This window comes from methanotrophic endosymbiont of Bathymodiolus puteoserpentis (Logatchev) (assembly GCF_900128525.1).
Classification (GTDB): Bacteria; Pseudomonadota; Gammaproteobacteria; order Methylococcales; family Methylomonadaceae; genus Methyloprofundus.
In genome coordinates this window covers 101566-118409 of the sequence record NZ_FQTQ01000126.1, presented here as the reverse complement: position 1 = coordinate 118409, position 16844 = coordinate 101566, and the positions used below count along the sequence as shown (strand labels likewise).

Genomic DNA, 16844 nt, shown 5'->3' with positions numbered 1-16844 from the left:
CTAACTTATCAATCTGCTTTTGTTGCCAGGCAAGCACTTCCAACAGCACATCCACTAGCGGCGTGCGATCTTCTTCATTTATCTCTGGCAGTTTCGGTTTAGGCGAGTTCATAGAATATATTGTAAAACAACTTTTAAATAATTGCCTGTGGATAATGAGAAGTTACATTATATTCACCTAAACTTTTAAATCTAAAAGCACTTTTATACGGATAACTAAAGCGTAAGAAGTAGGTCACTAAGCGCGATTTATATTGCTCATCATTTAAAAGCTGCTGTATTTGCGCATCAACAAAACGCGCTCGCAGATGTTCATCTTCTGCCATTTTAGAGATTGACGGCACAATCCCTTCAACCTGACTAATAATATGCTTGCCTAAGCTATGGAAAGTTTTAACCGTTAAACTGCTTACTCCTAGTTTAGCCTGAATCCGCTCTTCCATTTCATCCGCGGCTTTACGCGCAAAGGCTAACATTAGAATCTCTTGCGGACGTGCAATGCCGGATTTTAATAAATAACCCGCCCGACCAATCATGGTACTGGTTTTACCTGTACCTGCACCAGCTAAGACCAAATTGTGCTGCTCATCAATAACGCAAGCCCTACGCTGTTTATCGGTTAGCGGATTACTTTCTACTTGATCAAAAAATTCCTGAAATTCAGTGACCTGTTGTTGCACATAGGCTTCATTCCATTGCTCTATATAAGCATAACCTTGATTTAACATCGGCTGTATTGCTTGCAACATTGTTAAAATGGAAGGCTCTACATAACAAGAAATATCCTGTCGTTTAAGACCTAGTGCCAAGTGTTGATGGCTTTTTAGCCATTGCTGAGCAAGCGGATAACGAATATACCGCTTAGCTTGAAATATACTTTGTGCTTGTAAATAGGCTTGTTCAATATCGGGGCTTAAGCGCTGATAAAACGCGACCATATAATCTTGAGTAGCCTCATTTAATGAAGCTTGTAACGTTGTTGCTTGTTTTTTTTGCACACCACCAAGCAGGATTTTTTGCCCATCATTGAGGTGAATAGCCAAACTATTCCAGAATATGCCTTGCTCTATGCCGATTTCTGAAGCCATGGCCAAATAAGGAATATGCTGTTCACCCTTAAGAACAATACGATCATTATGTGTTTTAAAAGCAAGGTAATCGGTATGACTAGCAAATAACTGCGCTAGCCAGCTGGTGCGGTAGCTAATGGTATTAAAAGGTTTATTCGCCAAGATAAGCGTCCTATGCTGAAAAATCATGATTTATAAAAAGACATTTATCTTTTTTGCCTTATTATAAACCTTATCGGTGATTTCTTTATTGCTAGGAGTGGAACCAAGACATACATACCGCGCAAAGAAGGATTGCGGAGAGGATTTACAAATAAGACGAGGCCACAAAAGACCTCGCCTTGTTAGTGGTAAATATTAAGAAAGAATACGCCTATTTATAGACGATCAAAAATATCTTCCCGATACGTTTGCGGCACTTGATTTGGCAGTAAAAAAGAAAGTTTAATATTAGGCGCCACATTAACTAAGAGCAAAAGCAAAGAAGCAAAATAAGGCATTGATTGCACTAATAAAACAGCCGCCCACAACTGACCACTCAGATTGTCGAATTGCTCTAATGAGATCATAAAAGCTGCAGCAGACCAGAGTAAGATCAATAACACTAATTCCTCTTTAATTGTGACTAACCCTGCTAAAAAAGGTCTTTGTTTTTCAAACTTAGGAGTTCTCATAAAAGGACGCCCGGAGGTAAAAAGCCCCTGCCAAATCGCCTTAGCAACCGTATGAGTCAGCGCTAGACCTGCTATCGCTGCACCTAATGTTTGCAGCGCTGAGCAACTAACGCGCTCATGATAAAGCCAGAGCGTGCGAAACACCTTAAACCCGAACAAACCAATGGTCGGTAATATAAAAGCATTAACCGGGAGCTCGCTGTGTATAGGATCGTACACTATTTGAGCCGTCAGAAATAAACTAGCAAAAGTAAACAGCAAGGCTAAAGCATCAGAAAACCAAGGTAACCAACCCGCAACAAAATAATATCGCTGCGCAGAGGTTAATTCAGACTTATTGCCTAGTAATAATGCTTGCCAATGGCGCTTAAGAATTTGCATAGCGCCATAAACCCAACGATGACGCTGCGTCATATAACCCGATAAAGTATCTGGCGTTACACCACGACCAAATGAATCTTTCACATAAACAGAATCATATCCCGCACGATACAGGCGCAAGCCTAACTCGCTATCTTCACAAATACACCATTCACCCCAGTTGCCTACCGATTCCAGCGCTGATTTTCGAACTAAAGTCATCGTGCCATGCTGGATGATCGCATTGGATTCATTGCGCTGAACCATACCAATTTGAAAAAACCCCGCATATTCCCAATGACAGAAGGTTTTAAATCCATTTTCTTGCCAATCGCGGTAATCCTGAGGCGCTTGTACAAAACCAACATCCTTTTTTGCAAAATAAGGCACCAAACTTTTTAGCCAATCAGGATCAACTATATAATCACTATCAATAACAGCAATTATTTCTGCATCCTTAGACGCTTGCTCCAGCGCATAATTGATTGCACCCGCCTTAAACCCAGGCCAGTTCTCTAGATGGAAAAACTGAAATTTGTCTCCAAGTCGCTGGCATTCAGCTTCGACAGGCTGCCATACTGAGTTATCTTTAGTGTTATTATCAATAACCAACACTTCAAGATTGGGATAATCCAACTTCGCCAGTGCGAATAGCGTTTGCTTCACCATTTCTGGTGGCTCGTTATGAATAGGAACATGCAATGATACTTTTGGATAATTAAAATCACTTGGCGCTGACAAGGCCTTAAAACTACGTTGTCCTTTGCGATTCCAAAGCACTTCTGAAATTTCCAAGGCTTCCACTAGCAAGACCAAAATCGCCAAGGCTTGCATCACCACTAATACCCCCCAAAGCAGCAAACTTACATCAGTCTGATATTGACTGGCTCCTATTGAAACTGTCCAAGCGATTGTCGAAGCAGAAAGATTAGCCATGATACCAAAGAAAACCTTTCCGGATAATTGCAGACGCACCCGAGAAAACAAAAACAAAGTCATCAAAATCGTGCTGAGAATAGCGGCTACAGAAGCCCAGTCTTGCCAATCAGGCATTTCGAAAACGTCCCCGTGCATCTCAAATTTTGCTTGTCGATCAGCATTGAAGATTCCCCAATAAGCACCTGAAGACCCTTCCATGCTTTGTTTCCACGGCTGGTCAAATGCTTCTACCACATAGTAAATCAAGCCCTCATCTTTAGCTCGATTCAAAAAGTCACGCAGAAACTTCACTTGATTTGCTCTGCTTGCCTTCGCTCCGCGTATTGGCTGCCCATCTGAGGGCCAACCTACTTCTGTTAAAACAATAGGCTTATTAGGAAAAGCCTCTTGCAAAGCATGATAACGGTCAAACACATAATCCAACGCATCCTCAATTGGGATACCTTCCCAGTACGGTAGAATGTGAGTCGCAATAAAATCAACTTCATCAGCCAATTCTGGGTGCGCTATCCAGATATCCCAAGTTTCGGATGTACTCACTGGGCGCCAAGTCTGTTTACGCACTTGCCTAAGATAAACGATGAGCTCCTCTACACTGACCTCTTTGCGCATAATGGATTCATTGCCCACTAGCGTACGTACAATATTGTCGTGCTTACCTCGACTAATACTAATTAAAGTATCGACTTCTTTTTGGCTTGCCACAGGATCACTACTAATCCATGCACCAATCGTTGTGTTTAGTTTATGCTGTGCGGCTAGCTCAGGAACTTGCTCAAGACCATTCAGTACACTATAAGTTCGCACAGCATGAACTTTCCCTGCCAGCAAAGAAAGATCCTGGTTAATTTCCGCCACACTTGGAAAGAGCCCCTTTTCGGGATCATCCTCAGCACGCATAGGGTTAAAGGATACGCCCATCATTGGTCCCACCCAAGATTGAACTTTATCAGGACGGTTCATATAGGCCCAGAAAAATAGATTGGCAATCACAAGCAGGCCAAGCATTACAACCGAAAAACTAGTCTTTTTCATTAATTTACCTCAACTAAATATCAAAGTAGACTATCCACAATACTGTGCTTGAAAACATTTAATTCTAAGCCATTATTAGATAGTTTTGATTATTAACTTTTAAACCTAGCAAGTTACATTCCATATATACAAAATAAAATTAAATAGCCTTAAAATTCATAGACCTAGACTTTTTACCCATCCCCCACGTTAGACTTTAAAATGCCTTTATTTAGAAGAGAACGTCTCAACTACCCGACAGAATATAAAACCTCACCCTCAACACAAAGAGTTCCGCCTCTTAAATAATATAAATTCGGATAAAGGATAGGCACAATTCAACCCGTAAAATGCTCAATTTTGGCAAACTAAGGTAGGGGCTGCCACTTGGTTTAGTTGAATTAGGCTAACATAGACAATGAGCGTCGCTGAATAGAGACATTGCAGCTACTTTCATGCCAGTTGAAGTTTTGAGCTGATGTTACGCACTCATTTTATAAAAATGAAGAGTTTGAAGGGGGATAAAGCGCAAAGAACCTAGCATTCCGGCTTTAGAAGGGAGCTTAAAGCTTCGTGCTAACACAAAGACTAAGATTTCTCCTGTCATCGTAGATAACAGCGTATATTTTTGTAGCCAATAATCAGAGCAATATCTTTGCTCAGGAAGCAAAATTCAATAATACCCGAAAAGATTGGCAGTGCTTCATAACCTAAAATTTCGAAGGTTATTGAGTGTGCACTCCTTAGAGAGTTAACGTATATATGCTTCTGTCAGAATAAATAAGGGGAAGAGCAGATCACAATTTAGTTTTATAAAAACAGTAAAATCACAAAACCCAGAGTCACCAGCATACTTTATTACTAGCTGATATTACCCACTTTATTATGCCTATCATACATAATGATTGATACGCAAACACCCAAATTAAGTGACTGGGGAGTATCTATTTTGACAAATTTTAAATGCGCGGTTTTATCATGCTGGTCGATAAATTTTGCAGGAATATCTTGATGCAATTGATCAAAATATTGTTTTATTTCGTCTATATCTGATTTAGTAATGCCTTTTGCCTCACGGCCCAGCATATAAGTTGCATTTTTTGGGTGTTCAAACGCCCTTAAATCAACCGATGCATCCAGTGATTCGACCAGCACCAAGGTGGTTTGTGCAGGTAAATGCTGTAAAAACTCAGATAAACGCTCAAAATAGATTAGCGTAACAGCGCCCACACCGTCTTGGGTATTCATTTGATGACTGAACTTATGAATATTGCCTTTGTATTGATCCTGAATAAAGCCACCCACCACAAAAATAGTATTCACAGAAAAATTCTGGCCACTACGAATAATCGTCGCTAAGTTTTCTCGGTTTTTAGGTTCTAGTAAAACAATATTCATCGCAACAATATCATCGAGCCTCTCTGTCGACTAGAAATTATTTGCACCGTATCATTCATCAATGCGCCCACGTAACACTTTTATTTTTCCACGTTTAGCTTTACTGTCCATGCGTCTTCGCTGTGAGCTTCGTGTCGGCTTTGTCGCCTTTCTAACTTTTGGTAATACCGCAACACTTTTAATCATTTTCCTTAATCGCTCTAATGCATCTTCTCTATTTTTCTCTTGCGTTCTGTATTGCTGTGCTTTGATAACAATAACACCCTCTTTCGTCAAGCGATGGTCGCGCAAGCGTAACAACCTTTGCTTATAAAACTCCGGTAATGAGGAAGCTTTAATATCAAAACGCAGATGAATCGCAGAGGAGACTTTATTAACATTTTGCCCGCCTGCCCCCTGAGCGCGGATAGCTGAAAATTCAATTTCATTATCAGGGATAGAGACATTAGTAGAAATTTCTAACACGCTTTATGCTCAATATCCATTATCACTTAAAACCACAGATCTTCAGGTAAATAGCGCCATTCACCAGGCAGCAACTTCCCCATAGACACGCGACCAATACGCAAACGCGTCATGGCAACGACGGTTAAACCGACGTTTTCACACATAAACTTAATCTGTCCTGAGTGGACATTTTTTAATGCAAAACGCAATCGAGTTTCACTTTGCCAGCTGACTTTAGCAGAGGGTAACGGCCAACCATTTTTTATTATCTTACTATTGAGCTGTTGCAACCCGTCAGGTTCAATCTCTCCACTCACATCGACCGTGTATTCTTGCTCGTTAGTTTTTGCCTCTTCTACCAATTTACGCACAATTTTTCCATCTTGGGAAAAAACCATTAAACCACTCGCACCTAACTCAATAGGTGCCGTCGGCACAAGCCTAGCAAAATGGCGTTTAAGTACGCGAATACCCGACCGGTCATCACCGGTGTGCGTTTCAGGAGTAATCAGTTGCAGCGGCGCTGTGGGTGTACTGACATCAAAACCTTCAGGTAAGTTAAGCAGCATTGTGCGTGGCAAAGTAGCGGTTAAATTCGCATCCGTGTGCAACTCAACTTTTTGCTCTAATACCTTAAATTGCGGTTGATCAATCACTTCACCATCAACCAGCACCCAGCCGCCTTCTATATATTTCTGGGCTTCTCCACGAGAGCATTGGATCAATGCAACCAAATGTTTATCAAGACGTATTGCTTCGCTCATAAAATAACCACTCTTATTGCTCTATTTTTTTAAATTGTTGCATCCAATCAAGGAATACAAAGAAAATGTTTTTGCTCCCAAGTTCTAGACTTGGAGCCATACTGCAACTCAAGGCTATTTACATAAATGTCAACAAGGTAGCCTGATCTACCCGAAAACCTGAAGCATTTTTATGCCCACCGCCTCCGAAGTGCCGTGCTAATTCAGATACATCAAAATCACTTATAGAGCGCAATCCACAATCATAACACTGACGCTGTCCATGGTAACTATAGGTTAAGCCAAAGGTGCCAGATAATTTAGCTAATTCATGCCCCAAATCACTGGAAAACATCGCTGGCGCATTGACCGCTAGGCCTTCTATGCCATGCAACTTAACCTTATGTCGGGCTTTGAGCAATCGAGCTACATTTAACTTCTGTTGTTTTAACAAAACAATACCCTCACGCTCTAAAGTGGCTAACTTTATTTTCTCAAACGCAGCAAAATCAAGAGGTAATCGTATATATAAAGCTTTGCTTATCGCTTCCGTTTTAGGCAATTTATGCCGCCATAAATCATGGTCTTCAATATGCAGTAATAAACTAGGTGGCTCCAAACTACCATGAAAATACTGCCATGCAATCATACAACCGCTATGCTCTTGAATAAAATTAACCTCAAGAGTACTTGGTAATATCCCTTGCTTTTCATGCGCCTCAAATTCTTTTTGCGCACTGATATGGTGATCTAGCACCACTATTTTACTTGCCCGTTGTGCGGCTGCGAGCAAAGTATCTAAGGGATAGCAAAAATCTAAAATATACAGTTCAGCTCCTTCTGGAAAACTTGGCATCGGAGCATGGTGCCGAACGGGTTTATAGCGAGCATTACTGCCAAAAAATTTCCATGCAGCCCAAGCTGCGGCATAGCCATCCATGCATTCAGCATGATAAAATACCCATTTATCTGGTTCTGTTCTCACGATTATTTAAGCCAGCTTTAACTTTGCCAAAGACGCAAATGCATCACCACCACTAATATCTGGATTAATCACTAACTCCAGCACAGTTACTTGTTGTAACTCTACATGGTAATCTTCCACCTCATTAGTCTCACCTGCCGGGCTAAAGTTCCATTGCTGACGCACAATATCCTGAAAAGTCTGTCCATCAGATGACCAGCGCAACACATATTCATGAGTACGCACCTGTTGAGTTTCTATAAAATTCAACCAAATGCGTTGTAATCGTTGTGGCTGATCAAAAATAAGTCGTATCGTTTGCTCTCCCGGCGAAGCAGCTAACCACCCGCTGGTGCAACCGGAAAGCAAAGCAGACTCAATTGGATGGCAGCCGTCTTCTGAAGTAATTTCTACCGAGGCAATCTCCTCTAGGTTCAACCAATCTTGGTCAGGATAAATTTCTTCTTGTGAAACAGTACTAATGATTTTTTTACGCATCATGCTACCTTATTGTTGTAAATTAACAAATTGCTGCATTGCCTTAGGAGCTAAATTAAATAATATGCAATCATAAATATTCTGTGGCAGCGACTTTAGTCGCGATATCGTGACTAAAGCCACCTCCACGAAATTCATATATTATTTACCTCTCACCTCTTAAAGCTGTCCAGCGCTATCATTTTCATTGAATAAAAAAACACTGACTGCACCGTCGAAATCCACAGTGGCATCAATAGTAATTGGTTGGCAACACACCTGACAATCTTCGATATAATTTTGGTGTGGCACCGAAATATCGATCAAAATATCGATCATTTCTCCGCAATAAGGACATTGCTCTGACCTTTCTTCTAGTTCTTGCATATCGATCTTCCCATATTTTGGCTAATGACATAATCCAAGCAAAAATGTAATTTATTTTTATGTAATCATTTATCTCTAGTCACTCACTTGTCGACTGATAAAACTGAATTTGATTACGCCCCGCCTCTTTAGCTTGATACATTGCCGCATCAGCCCAATTCAAAATCTCTTCATTGCTGAAATCATGATTCATAAACATAGCAACACCAATACTCGCAGAGCAGCAATACTTAATGATAATATCGGCACCTTTGCCTTGATTAACCGTTAGAAAATAAGGTTCAGCTAGTAAGCTGCAAATTTTTTCTGCAATCGTTTTAGCCTGTAATGTTGATACCGCTTTATCAGTATCTAAACCATTCAGCATAACCACGAACTCATCCCCTCCAAAACGTGCTACGGTATCTATTTCGCGTACACAGCGGGTCATCCGGTTAGCCGCCTCAATTAATAATAAATCTCCGACCAAATGTCCATGTGCATCATTAAGTGGCTTAAAATTATCCAAATCCAGAATCATTACTGCACCATACTGCTGCGTCCGTTTGCTTGAAGACATTGCTAGGTTTAATCGATCTTTAAGCAAACGACGATTAGCTAACGAAGTTAATTCATCATAAAAAGCGAGTTGATGAATCTGCGCTTCCATTTTTTTACGCTCTGTTATATCGGTAACTAATCCATTCCATATTACGGCTCCTTGTTCTCCTTTTTCAGGTAATGCATTCACTAATAACCATTGCACACCTCGTTCTGGACTACGAACACGAAACTCTTTATACCATGGCGTTAATGTTTCTTTTGATGTATTGATAGAAACGAGTACTTGCGGTAAATCATCAGGATGAATAGCAGCAAAAACTTTATCTGAGCTTTTTTCTACCTCTTCAGGGCTAACCTGAAAAAAAGTAAAAATAACAGACGTAACATAAGGAAAACAAGAACTTCCATCAGCATTTAAACGAAATTGGAAAATCATTCCAGGGACACTTTTAGAAATGTTCTGAATTCGATTTAATGCCTCATTTCGTTCTATTTCTACTTGTTTACGTTGAGTAATATCGCGGACAACAATTTGCAATACCTGCTCATTATCCAATATCATAGACGTTAGTAATACTTCCGCTGGAAACTCTTCACCACTATCTAAACGCTTACACTGCCACTCAACCCTATAACTACCCTGCTGTTTCGCTTGTACAAAGTGTTTTGCTGCTAGCTCACTAGAGTCAGCCCCACAAGGCTGTAGGGGAGAAGACAATTCAGCCGGTGCCCTAGTGCAAAAATCTACAACTGTCGAACAACCAAATATCTTTAACGTTGCTTGATTACAATTTATAAAACCACTATCTCCTAATAGTATGACCGCATCACTACTTGATTCAAAAAGTGTGCGAAACCTTATTTCAGATTCTCTCAAAGCCTGCTCAGACAACTTATTACTCGTCACATCAATAAGACTCCAAAGCGAGATACCTTGCTCTTTATCCAGTAGTGTACCGCTAAAGCTAACCCATAGCTGCGACCCATCCTTGCGCAGGCATTCAATCTCATTCTGAGATATATCTTGCTCATTCAACTCGGCATAAGCAACACCAATTTTTTTATAGTCTTCTTCATGAGCATAAAGCACACGAGCCGGCATGCCAATCAATTCATTCTTACTATATCCCAGTAATTTCGCCAGCGCAGAATTACCCCAAATAATTTTTCGGTTTTGCAGTGTAGCAAAACCGACTAAACTCGTTTCTAGTATCGCCTGTTTTTCAGCTAGGAGTTGCTCAACTTTTTGTTGATTAATAACTGTTTCTGTTATATCCCGAGCAATACCAAACAAGCCAATAATTTCATTATTGTTATCAACAATAGGATATTTTCGGTTATCAATCCAGCCGATATTACCTTGATTGTCGAGTATTTTTTGCCTCTCACTAGCTACTGGTGCACCCAAAAAAACTTGTTTTTCGAGTCGGTAATAGGCATCTGCGTACTCCTCGGGGAATACATCATAATCTGTCTTGCCAATTAAATCATGCCAATGGTCAGAAGGGTTTGTTAGCGCAACTAGCGTTTGACTTGCCCCTGTGAACACATGATTGCGGTCTTTAAAGTAAATATAATCATCACTACTCTCCATCATGGTAGTAAAATTACTTAAAAGAATAGGTGTATCCAAATATTGATTTAATGCCTTAGCATCCGTCATCTGTAATGTCAGTTTTAGCCCAACAGACGTTTCATAAGACTTCTGATAACAGCCTTGCAAACACAAAATTTTGCCATTGGCTTTCCGGCAACGAAAATTTACAATTTTAAGTGATGTTTGTGATTTTAAGGCAAGCAGTTTTTTTGCAATATCTTGATCATCAGGGTGAATCAAATCAAAAAAATTTAAGCCTGATTCGATAAAATCCTTTTCATCGTAACCCAATAAATCTCGCATACCAGAATCAATATATAAGACTTGTGTACCTGACTCTAGCAATAGGAACTGCATATTTACCGAGTATGAAGTGACCTTATTTAATAAACTATTAATCGCCATAAATTTTATGCCATATAGAATGAGTAATGAAATCACACCTCTCAAGTTAAAGCAGGGAGTAGGCTTGGCATATGGAAGTGATAGAAACTGTTCGAATTGTATCACTGTTTATGTATAACTTAGGAACGCACATGAAATAACACCCTGAAATTATAACGCAGGATTTTTGCTTCAGATGAAATGACCTCATGAGGCGCATAGTTATTCTACGTAAGGAATGAGATTATTTCAGCTGGAGTAAAAAGACATGTTAGATACCGGGAGTTTGTTTCATGCACGTTTCGTAATGTCCTGAGTTTATTTCTCCCCATTACTGTCAATATGACTGAAAATACGTTACCTTTCCTAGCCAAGCAAGCATTGATTTAATGCCTTACCAATATCTCGAGCAATGTTTTTCTGGATAATAATTTCAACACGGCTATTAAGCGATGGCTGAGTGGCATACTTATACATCACGCCATCTGCACTATTAACAATCAACCAACCTTGATTAGTACAAAAAACGCCCTTAATTCTTTCAGCTTTAAGGTGACTTAATAAGCTATTTAACTGCGTATAATCGAAACAGCTATTAGCCGGAAAGACATAGCCAAAACTTTGATAGCCATCGGCGCTATTATTCAATTGTTCATGAGAATGATCAGCAGGAGTAAACAGCATATCTTTATGCCTATCAGGAAATGCAGCTTTTCTGTTTGCAGATCGATTAAGATCCAACCAAGCGACATCTAATTGTCCTTGCGTTGTTTGTGCAATCAATACTTTTCCAGGTTGGCTCTTTGTAGCCCATTGCTGAAATAATTGTATCGCCACGCTATCCGCCCTATCCATTTTGTTAGCCACTAACACATCTGACAAAGCGATTTGATCAATGAAATTTTCATGGCTCGTATAGCGTTGATCTTTTAATTTTTCTGGATCAATCAGACAAATGCTCGCACGTATATCAAGTACGTCTTTAAATGCGCCATGCACCAGCATATCTAATACTTTTTTAGGATGCCCCAAACCAGTAGGCTCAATCAGCAAACGATCCGGCCTGGCCTCTTTTAACAAACGATTAATAGCCACCTGAAAAGGCACGGCAAGTGCACAACATAAACAACCGCCAGCAATTTCTTTAACTGTCGCACCCGCTGCAGAAAAGATCGCGCCATCAATACCTACCTTACCAAATTCATTGACGAGTACCGCCCAACTTTCATTTTTTGGTTTTTGTTTAAGCAGGTCGAGAATAGCCGTTGTTTTACCTACACCTAGAAAGCCCATAATTAAATTGGTAGGAATATTTCTTAGTTGCTCAGCCATAACGAATAAGGTTAGATTGTGATCGCGAAGCGAGCCACAATCTGAACCGTTTGTTGGACAAGCCCGGTTTACCCTTTGAGATGAATTCCGCTATTGCAAATAGCTTTTTGCTGAACAGCCCGAATAATGCATTGAGCTTCTATTTTTTAACCCTTTTACCGAAAACGGATGGATTTTCATTGCGATCATCCATAAAGCCCCTTTTTTTACTCATTTTCACCTATTATCCCTGTTTTTAGAGCAGACAATTGCCTTGGCTCAAGATAGGCCACTTTTCCCCTTTACCGGTGAGTGATTGAAGATTACATAATCAATAAATGCCTCCAGTGCTTAAGTCGGCACCAAGACTTGTCCGTTCATTTTTACCCTGAATACTTCGGCAATGGGAATCCGAGTTCGGCCCACCTGCATCTTTCCACCACAGCAAGTACAGGTCATCTGGGGGCGCTGTCGCAGGCCTATTTTTTCCAGCATCTTTTTGGGGGTCAGTTTACCTAAGGTAAGTAGAATGTTGATCATTTTCTTGCTATTAGGGTGCAAAAAGCCATAGTTTCTGGCACGGCGAAATCCCGTTGGCAGAACATGCTGTAATACCCGCCATAAGAATTTTGCGCCTGTTTCTGTTCGGGTTTCCCAACGCTTGGTCTCACTGTTCTGATAGCGGAAGGTGACCTTGCCATCCTGGACAGACAGAATATCCTGCTCGCGGATGACACCACGATAAAGATAGCGCCCCAGATAGACCAGCGCTTTGCCGCCTGAACCGACTTTTTTACAATTAACAATCCATTTTTGGGGCACGGATTGAGGCAAAACTAAGTTTTCCTTGGCCAGTTTTGACAATAGTTTACCGCGAAAAACTTTGGCGAGCGCTTTATGGTTAAACAAATATTTCCCGTGTTTGGTACGCACAAGCTTATTGAGCTTATCAACCGCAATAGCAGGCATGACGGTATGGATATGCGGGTGATAGTCCAGATTCCTAGCATGGGTATGTAAAACGGCAATCAACCCCGGATCTCCCCTTAATTTTTTGTCATTGCGACTGAAGGATTGCAAGGTCTCCCAAACACAGTCAAACATGAATTGATAAACACGTTTCTGGTGGTTTTTAGCCAAAGGCCTCAGCTGTGCAGGTAAGGTAAACGTGATCATAAAGTAGTCGCCCGCCACCTGTTTCTTCAGCTGATTCTCAATCCACAACTGAGATTCATGATGTTGGCAATGCGGACAGTTGCGATGACCGCAGGAATGCGGAACAAAAGATTGATGGTCACAGTCGATACAGCTGACCTGCATAACAGGGCTGAATTTTGTTCGGCAGATTTTAAGCGCATTCAACGCTTTTCGCTGAACTGGCAGAACCTGCCCTTGATAGCTGTTAAGGAAATCCGCCTCAAACTGATCAATGATAGAGGAAAGTAAAATCATCTAATCGCCCCCCACGACACGTTAAAACCACCGATCAGCTGATTGATACGCTGTTCAGAATGATCGCAGCTCACATCGGTCAGATGCGCATAGCGTGCCGTTGTCAACAGAGAACTATGCCCCAAGAACTGCTGGAGTTCCAGTAATCCAACGCCGGATTCTAAAAGATGTGTGGCATAGCTGTGACGTAGCGAGTGACAGGAAATCTTTTTTTTAGTCCCATTTCCTTAGTCACAAGTCCAATTGTCTTCTGCACACCTCCACGATCAAGCGGTGATTCAGCCAGATGCGCACCTTTTAGCCCCCGCGTCCGATTGGGGAACATCAATATGGGGTGCCGATGCAGCGCCCAAAATTGACGTAGCACCTGCAAGGTAGCGAGGGGCAAAGGGACAAGACGATCCTTGTTGCCTTTTGCATTGCGGATATGCACCCGCATTCGCGTGGCATCAATATCCCCTACCTTCAGGTTTAAGCCCTCGCCCAGACGCAAGCCCATACTGTAAACCGTAAAATAGAATACGCGGTAGCTTAACTGACGTGTCGACATAAACAGCTGCTGTGCCTCTGCAACCGTCACGATATCGGGAATACGCGTACAGCGTGGTGGTTTTATCATCGGAATATCGACCCAAGGCTTAGCAAGGACATGAGTGTAGAAAAACTTCAATCCATAGAGGTCTAGCTTAACGGCACTCCAGGAAAGGCGGCCAAGCAGATCATGAAAGTAATCCAGCAGCTGATCTTGAGACAGATTATCCAGATGCCCGTTAAAATAGGTTGCAATACGACGAATAGCCCGTGAATACGCCTCAATCGTTTTAGGTTGTAAGCCCTGAAGTTTTAAATGCTTGCAGTGGAGAGAATAATAATGGTTGTATTTTGATTCAAGAGATGGTTTCATAACGACGTAACCTCATTGTTAGTTTAATGAGCTTGCAGGTTACCTTCCTATGCGAATAGAAGGAAGTGAGGTTACAACTTTAATTACCGGCGTGGTGGTTCTTTTCTCCGCGTTAGCGGCTTCGTCCAACACTCCATTCTATCGGTTACTTTTAATACTGTTTCAGTTATTATTTAGACTTTATGATTAAATCTAAAAAAATCAGTTACTCACGGCCTCCAGTATAAACCCTTGATGTCCTAAAAAAATACCTACTTAACCTAGCCCAGCCTTCGAAAATAGTGATTAAACCTGATATTCTGCTTATAAGACAATGACCAAACCCTCATTAGACCAAGAAAAAATTATCTGCACTTGCTCTGGCACAAGTGAAACAAAAATAAATCAACTTATCGCAAAAGGTTTTGATGACCTTGATAAAATAGCCAGCGCTACAGGGGCATCAACAGGCTGTGGTGCCTGTGATATTATCATTTTGGATTTACTCAAAAAAGACGCGTCATAAGTAACCAAAATGACAAGGATATGACAGTTACCCACATTTCCTGTGGATAACATTGTGTATATTTTTTGCGTAACTCTGTACATCCCAATAATACAGAGCTTTTGACTTAGATCGTACAATTTACATACAACGTGCTTGTAAAGAGATTTTCCTTAAGGAGCGTGCATGAAATAACACCCTGAAATTATAACGCAGGATTTTTGCTTCAGATGGAATGATCTCATGAGGCACATAGTTATTCTACGTAACGAATGAGATCATTTCAGCGGGAGTAAAAAGACAAGTTAGAAATCAGGAGTTTGTTTCATGCACGTTTGTATGACTCCTAAGTCAATAGCATTAAATATTAGAAGATTCACACGTAACATCAGCTTTTAAAAATCATAACCTATTGGAAAAATATGTTAACTTGCTGGCAATGTATTTTTGACTCACTGATACTATTAATTATAGCTAATGGTATGCCAATATTATCCCGTGATATTTTTGGTGCGCACGGTTCATGGCCAGTAGACTTCAAGTGCATATTTTTTGATAAAAAACCCTTGTTTGGTAATAGCAAAACATGGAGAGGCTTAATAATATCAGTATTAAGCACATCACTGATCGCGCCACTATTTATGTTAAGTTTCACAAATGGGGCGCTATTTGGACTTTTAACCATGTCTGGAGACTTAATCGCCAGCTTTACCAAGCGTCGCTTGGGCTATGTTGAAAGCAGCCGCTTTAGAGTCTTAGATACACTGCCGGAATCACTATTACCGCTTATTATTCTCCAAGACGCTTTAGCTTTAGGTTTTATTGAGATAATAACCACAGTGGTCTTGTTTTTTGCTTTTGAGGTTTTACTTTCACCGCTTTTATTTCGATTACATATCCGCAAAAGACCTTATTAAAAAACTAGTAGAGTAGATCGTTTATGCCAGAAAATAAATTACGCATTCTTAGCTATAATATTCATAAAGGCTTCAGTGCAAGTAACCGCCACTTTATACTGCATCAAATTAAAGATGCTTTGCTGGAAGCTAATGCCGACATTCTTTTTCTACAAGAAATGCAGGGCCAGCATACAGAGCACGAAAAAAATCACCCCACTTGGCCAGCAGTTTCCCCTACCGAGTTCTTAGCGCAAGATATCTGGCCGCATTTTGCTTACGCTAAAAATGCCGTCTACCGCATAGGTGATCATGGCAATGCCATCCTCAGCAAATACCCAATAAATAGCTGGGAAAATATTAATGTCTCACCTTTTGTTTGGGCAAGCCGTAGTTTATTGCATGCGCAAATTACGCTGCCTTGGTTAGCACAAGACTTACATATCATCTGCATACATTTAGGTTTAATCGGTACGGAGCGCAGGCGACAATTCGCAACGTTATGTCAACGCATTGATGAACATGTACCACATGACGCAGCACTGATTATTGCTGGTGACTTTAATGATTGGACTGGTCAAGCAGAAAAACGATTCTCCGAACATTTAGAATTAAAAGAAGCTTACAGAACGCTACATAACCGTTACGCTAAAACCTTCCCGTCTTGGCTACCTGTATTACAAATGGATCGTATTTACTATCGCGGGCTACAGCCTACTTTTTGTGAGAGGCTTACGCAGTCACCCTGGAATCGTTTATCTGATCATGCCCCTCTACTAGCACATTTCAACGAATAAAGT

14 protein-coding genes and 1 pseudogene are annotated in these 16844 nt (G+C 40.8%); 3 read left to right on the top strand and 12 right to left on the bottom strand.

The genetic code is table 11. The annotated features are described in order from the left end of the window. Nucleotides 1–134: 134 nt before the first annotated feature. From BQ7314_RS10510 to BQ7314_RS10450, 12 genes and pseudogenes are all read right to left on the bottom strand, one after another. Complete coding sequence (locus BQ7314_RS10510; RefSeq protein ID WP_245394972.1) at nucleotides 135–1232, bottom strand: UvrD-helicase domain-containing protein; 1098 nt, start codon at nucleotides 1230–1232, stop codon at nucleotides 135–137. Nucleotides 1233–1447: 215 nt separating this feature from the next. After that, the gene (locus BQ7314_RS10505; protein WP_174483646.1) at nucleotides 1448–4078 is read right to left on the bottom strand and encodes a glycosyltransferase; all 2631 of its coding nucleotides are present in this window, start codon (nucleotides 4076–4078) and stop codon (nucleotides 1448–1450) included. Nucleotides 4079–4918: 840 nt separating this feature from the next. After that, nucleotides 4919–5455 carry a TrmH family RNA methyltransferase gene (locus tag BQ7314_RS10500; RefSeq protein WP_174483645.1) on the bottom strand — a complete coding sequence of 179 codons (537 nt, stop codon included), beginning with the start codon at nucleotides 5453–5455 and terminating at the stop codon, nucleotides 4919–4921. Between the two features lie 51 nt (nucleotides 5456–5506). Beyond that, nucleotides 5507–5920: an alternative ribosome rescue aminoacyl-tRNA hydrolase ArfB gene (gene arfB, locus BQ7314_RS10495; RefSeq protein WP_174483644.1), complete on the bottom strand. Its 414-nt coding sequence runs from the start codon at nucleotides 5918–5920 to the stop codon at nucleotides 5507–5509. A gap of 26 nt (nucleotides 5921–5946) precedes the next feature. Continuing rightward, on the bottom strand, nucleotides 5947–6666 hold the full coding sequence (locus BQ7314_RS10490) for an rRNA pseudouridine synthase (RefSeq protein WP_174483643.1): 720 nt from the start codon (nucleotides 6664–6666) through the stop codon (nucleotides 5947–5949). 118 nt (nucleotides 6667–6784) lie between these two features. Continuing rightward, nucleotides 6785–7630: a DHHA1 domain-containing protein gene (locus tag BQ7314_RS10485; protein ID WP_174483642.1), complete on the bottom strand. Its 846-nt coding sequence runs from the start codon at nucleotides 7628–7630 to the stop codon at nucleotides 6785–6787. A 6-nt stretch (nucleotides 7631–7636) separates the two neighbouring features. Continuing rightward, a complete protein-coding gene (locus BQ7314_RS10480; RefSeq protein ID WP_174483641.1) occupies nucleotides 7637–8107 on the bottom strand; it encodes a carbohydrate-binding protein in 471 nt (156 codons plus the stop codon). Between the two features lie 159 nt (nucleotides 8108–8266). Beyond that, entirely contained in the window at nucleotides 8267–8473 is a 207-nt protein-coding gene (locus BQ7314_RS10475; protein WP_174483640.1) for a CPXCG motif-containing cysteine-rich protein, read from the bottom strand. A 79-nt stretch (nucleotides 8474–8552) separates the two neighbouring features. Continuing rightward, nucleotides 8553–11018, bottom strand: coding sequence for a PAS domain S-box protein (locus tag BQ7314_RS10470; protein ID WP_174483639.1), 2466 nt, complete (start codon nucleotides 11016–11018; stop codon nucleotides 8553–8555). Nucleotides 11019–11363: 345 nt separating this feature from the next. Then, nucleotides 11364–12329 (bottom strand): CobW family GTP-binding protein, encoded by a 966-nt coding sequence (locus tag BQ7314_RS10465; RefSeq protein ID WP_174483638.1) that lies wholly within the window; start codon nucleotides 12327–12329, stop codon nucleotides 11364–11366. A gap of 330 nt (nucleotides 12330–12659) precedes the next feature. Then, entirely contained in the window at nucleotides 12660–13760 is a 1101-nt protein-coding gene (locus tag BQ7314_RS10460) for an IS91 family transposase (protein WP_174482658.1), read from the bottom strand. After that, nucleotides 13757–14664: pseudogene (locus BQ7314_RS10450) on the bottom strand (tyrosine-type recombinase/integrase). Before BQ7314_RS10450 ends, BQ7314_RS10460 begins: the two are co-directional and overlap by 4 nt. Before the next feature lie 313 nt (nucleotides 14665–14977). Between BQ7314_RS10450 and BQ7314_RS10445 the strand changes: the two are divergent. The 3 genes from BQ7314_RS10445 (at nucleotide 14978) to BQ7314_RS10435 (ending at nucleotide 16841) form a co-directional block, all read left to right on the top strand. Further along, the gene (locus BQ7314_RS10445) at nucleotides 14978–15169 is read left to right on the top strand and encodes a (2Fe-2S)-binding protein (RefSeq protein WP_174483637.1); all 192 of its coding nucleotides are present in this window, start codon (nucleotides 14978–14980) and stop codon (nucleotides 15167–15169) included. A 401-nt stretch (nucleotides 15170–15570) separates the two neighbouring features. Beyond that, nucleotides 15571–16065 carry a CDP-archaeol synthase gene (locus tag BQ7314_RS10440; RefSeq protein WP_174483636.1) on the top strand — a complete coding sequence of 165 codons (495 nt, stop codon included), beginning with the start codon at nucleotides 15571–15573 and terminating at the stop codon, nucleotides 16063–16065. Nucleotides 16066–16088: 23 nt separating this feature from the next. Next, a complete protein-coding gene (locus tag BQ7314_RS10435; RefSeq protein ID WP_174483635.1) occupies nucleotides 16089–16841 on the top strand; it encodes an endonuclease/exonuclease/phosphatase family protein in 753 nt (250 codons plus the stop codon). Nucleotides 16842–16844 lie beyond the last annotated feature (3 nt).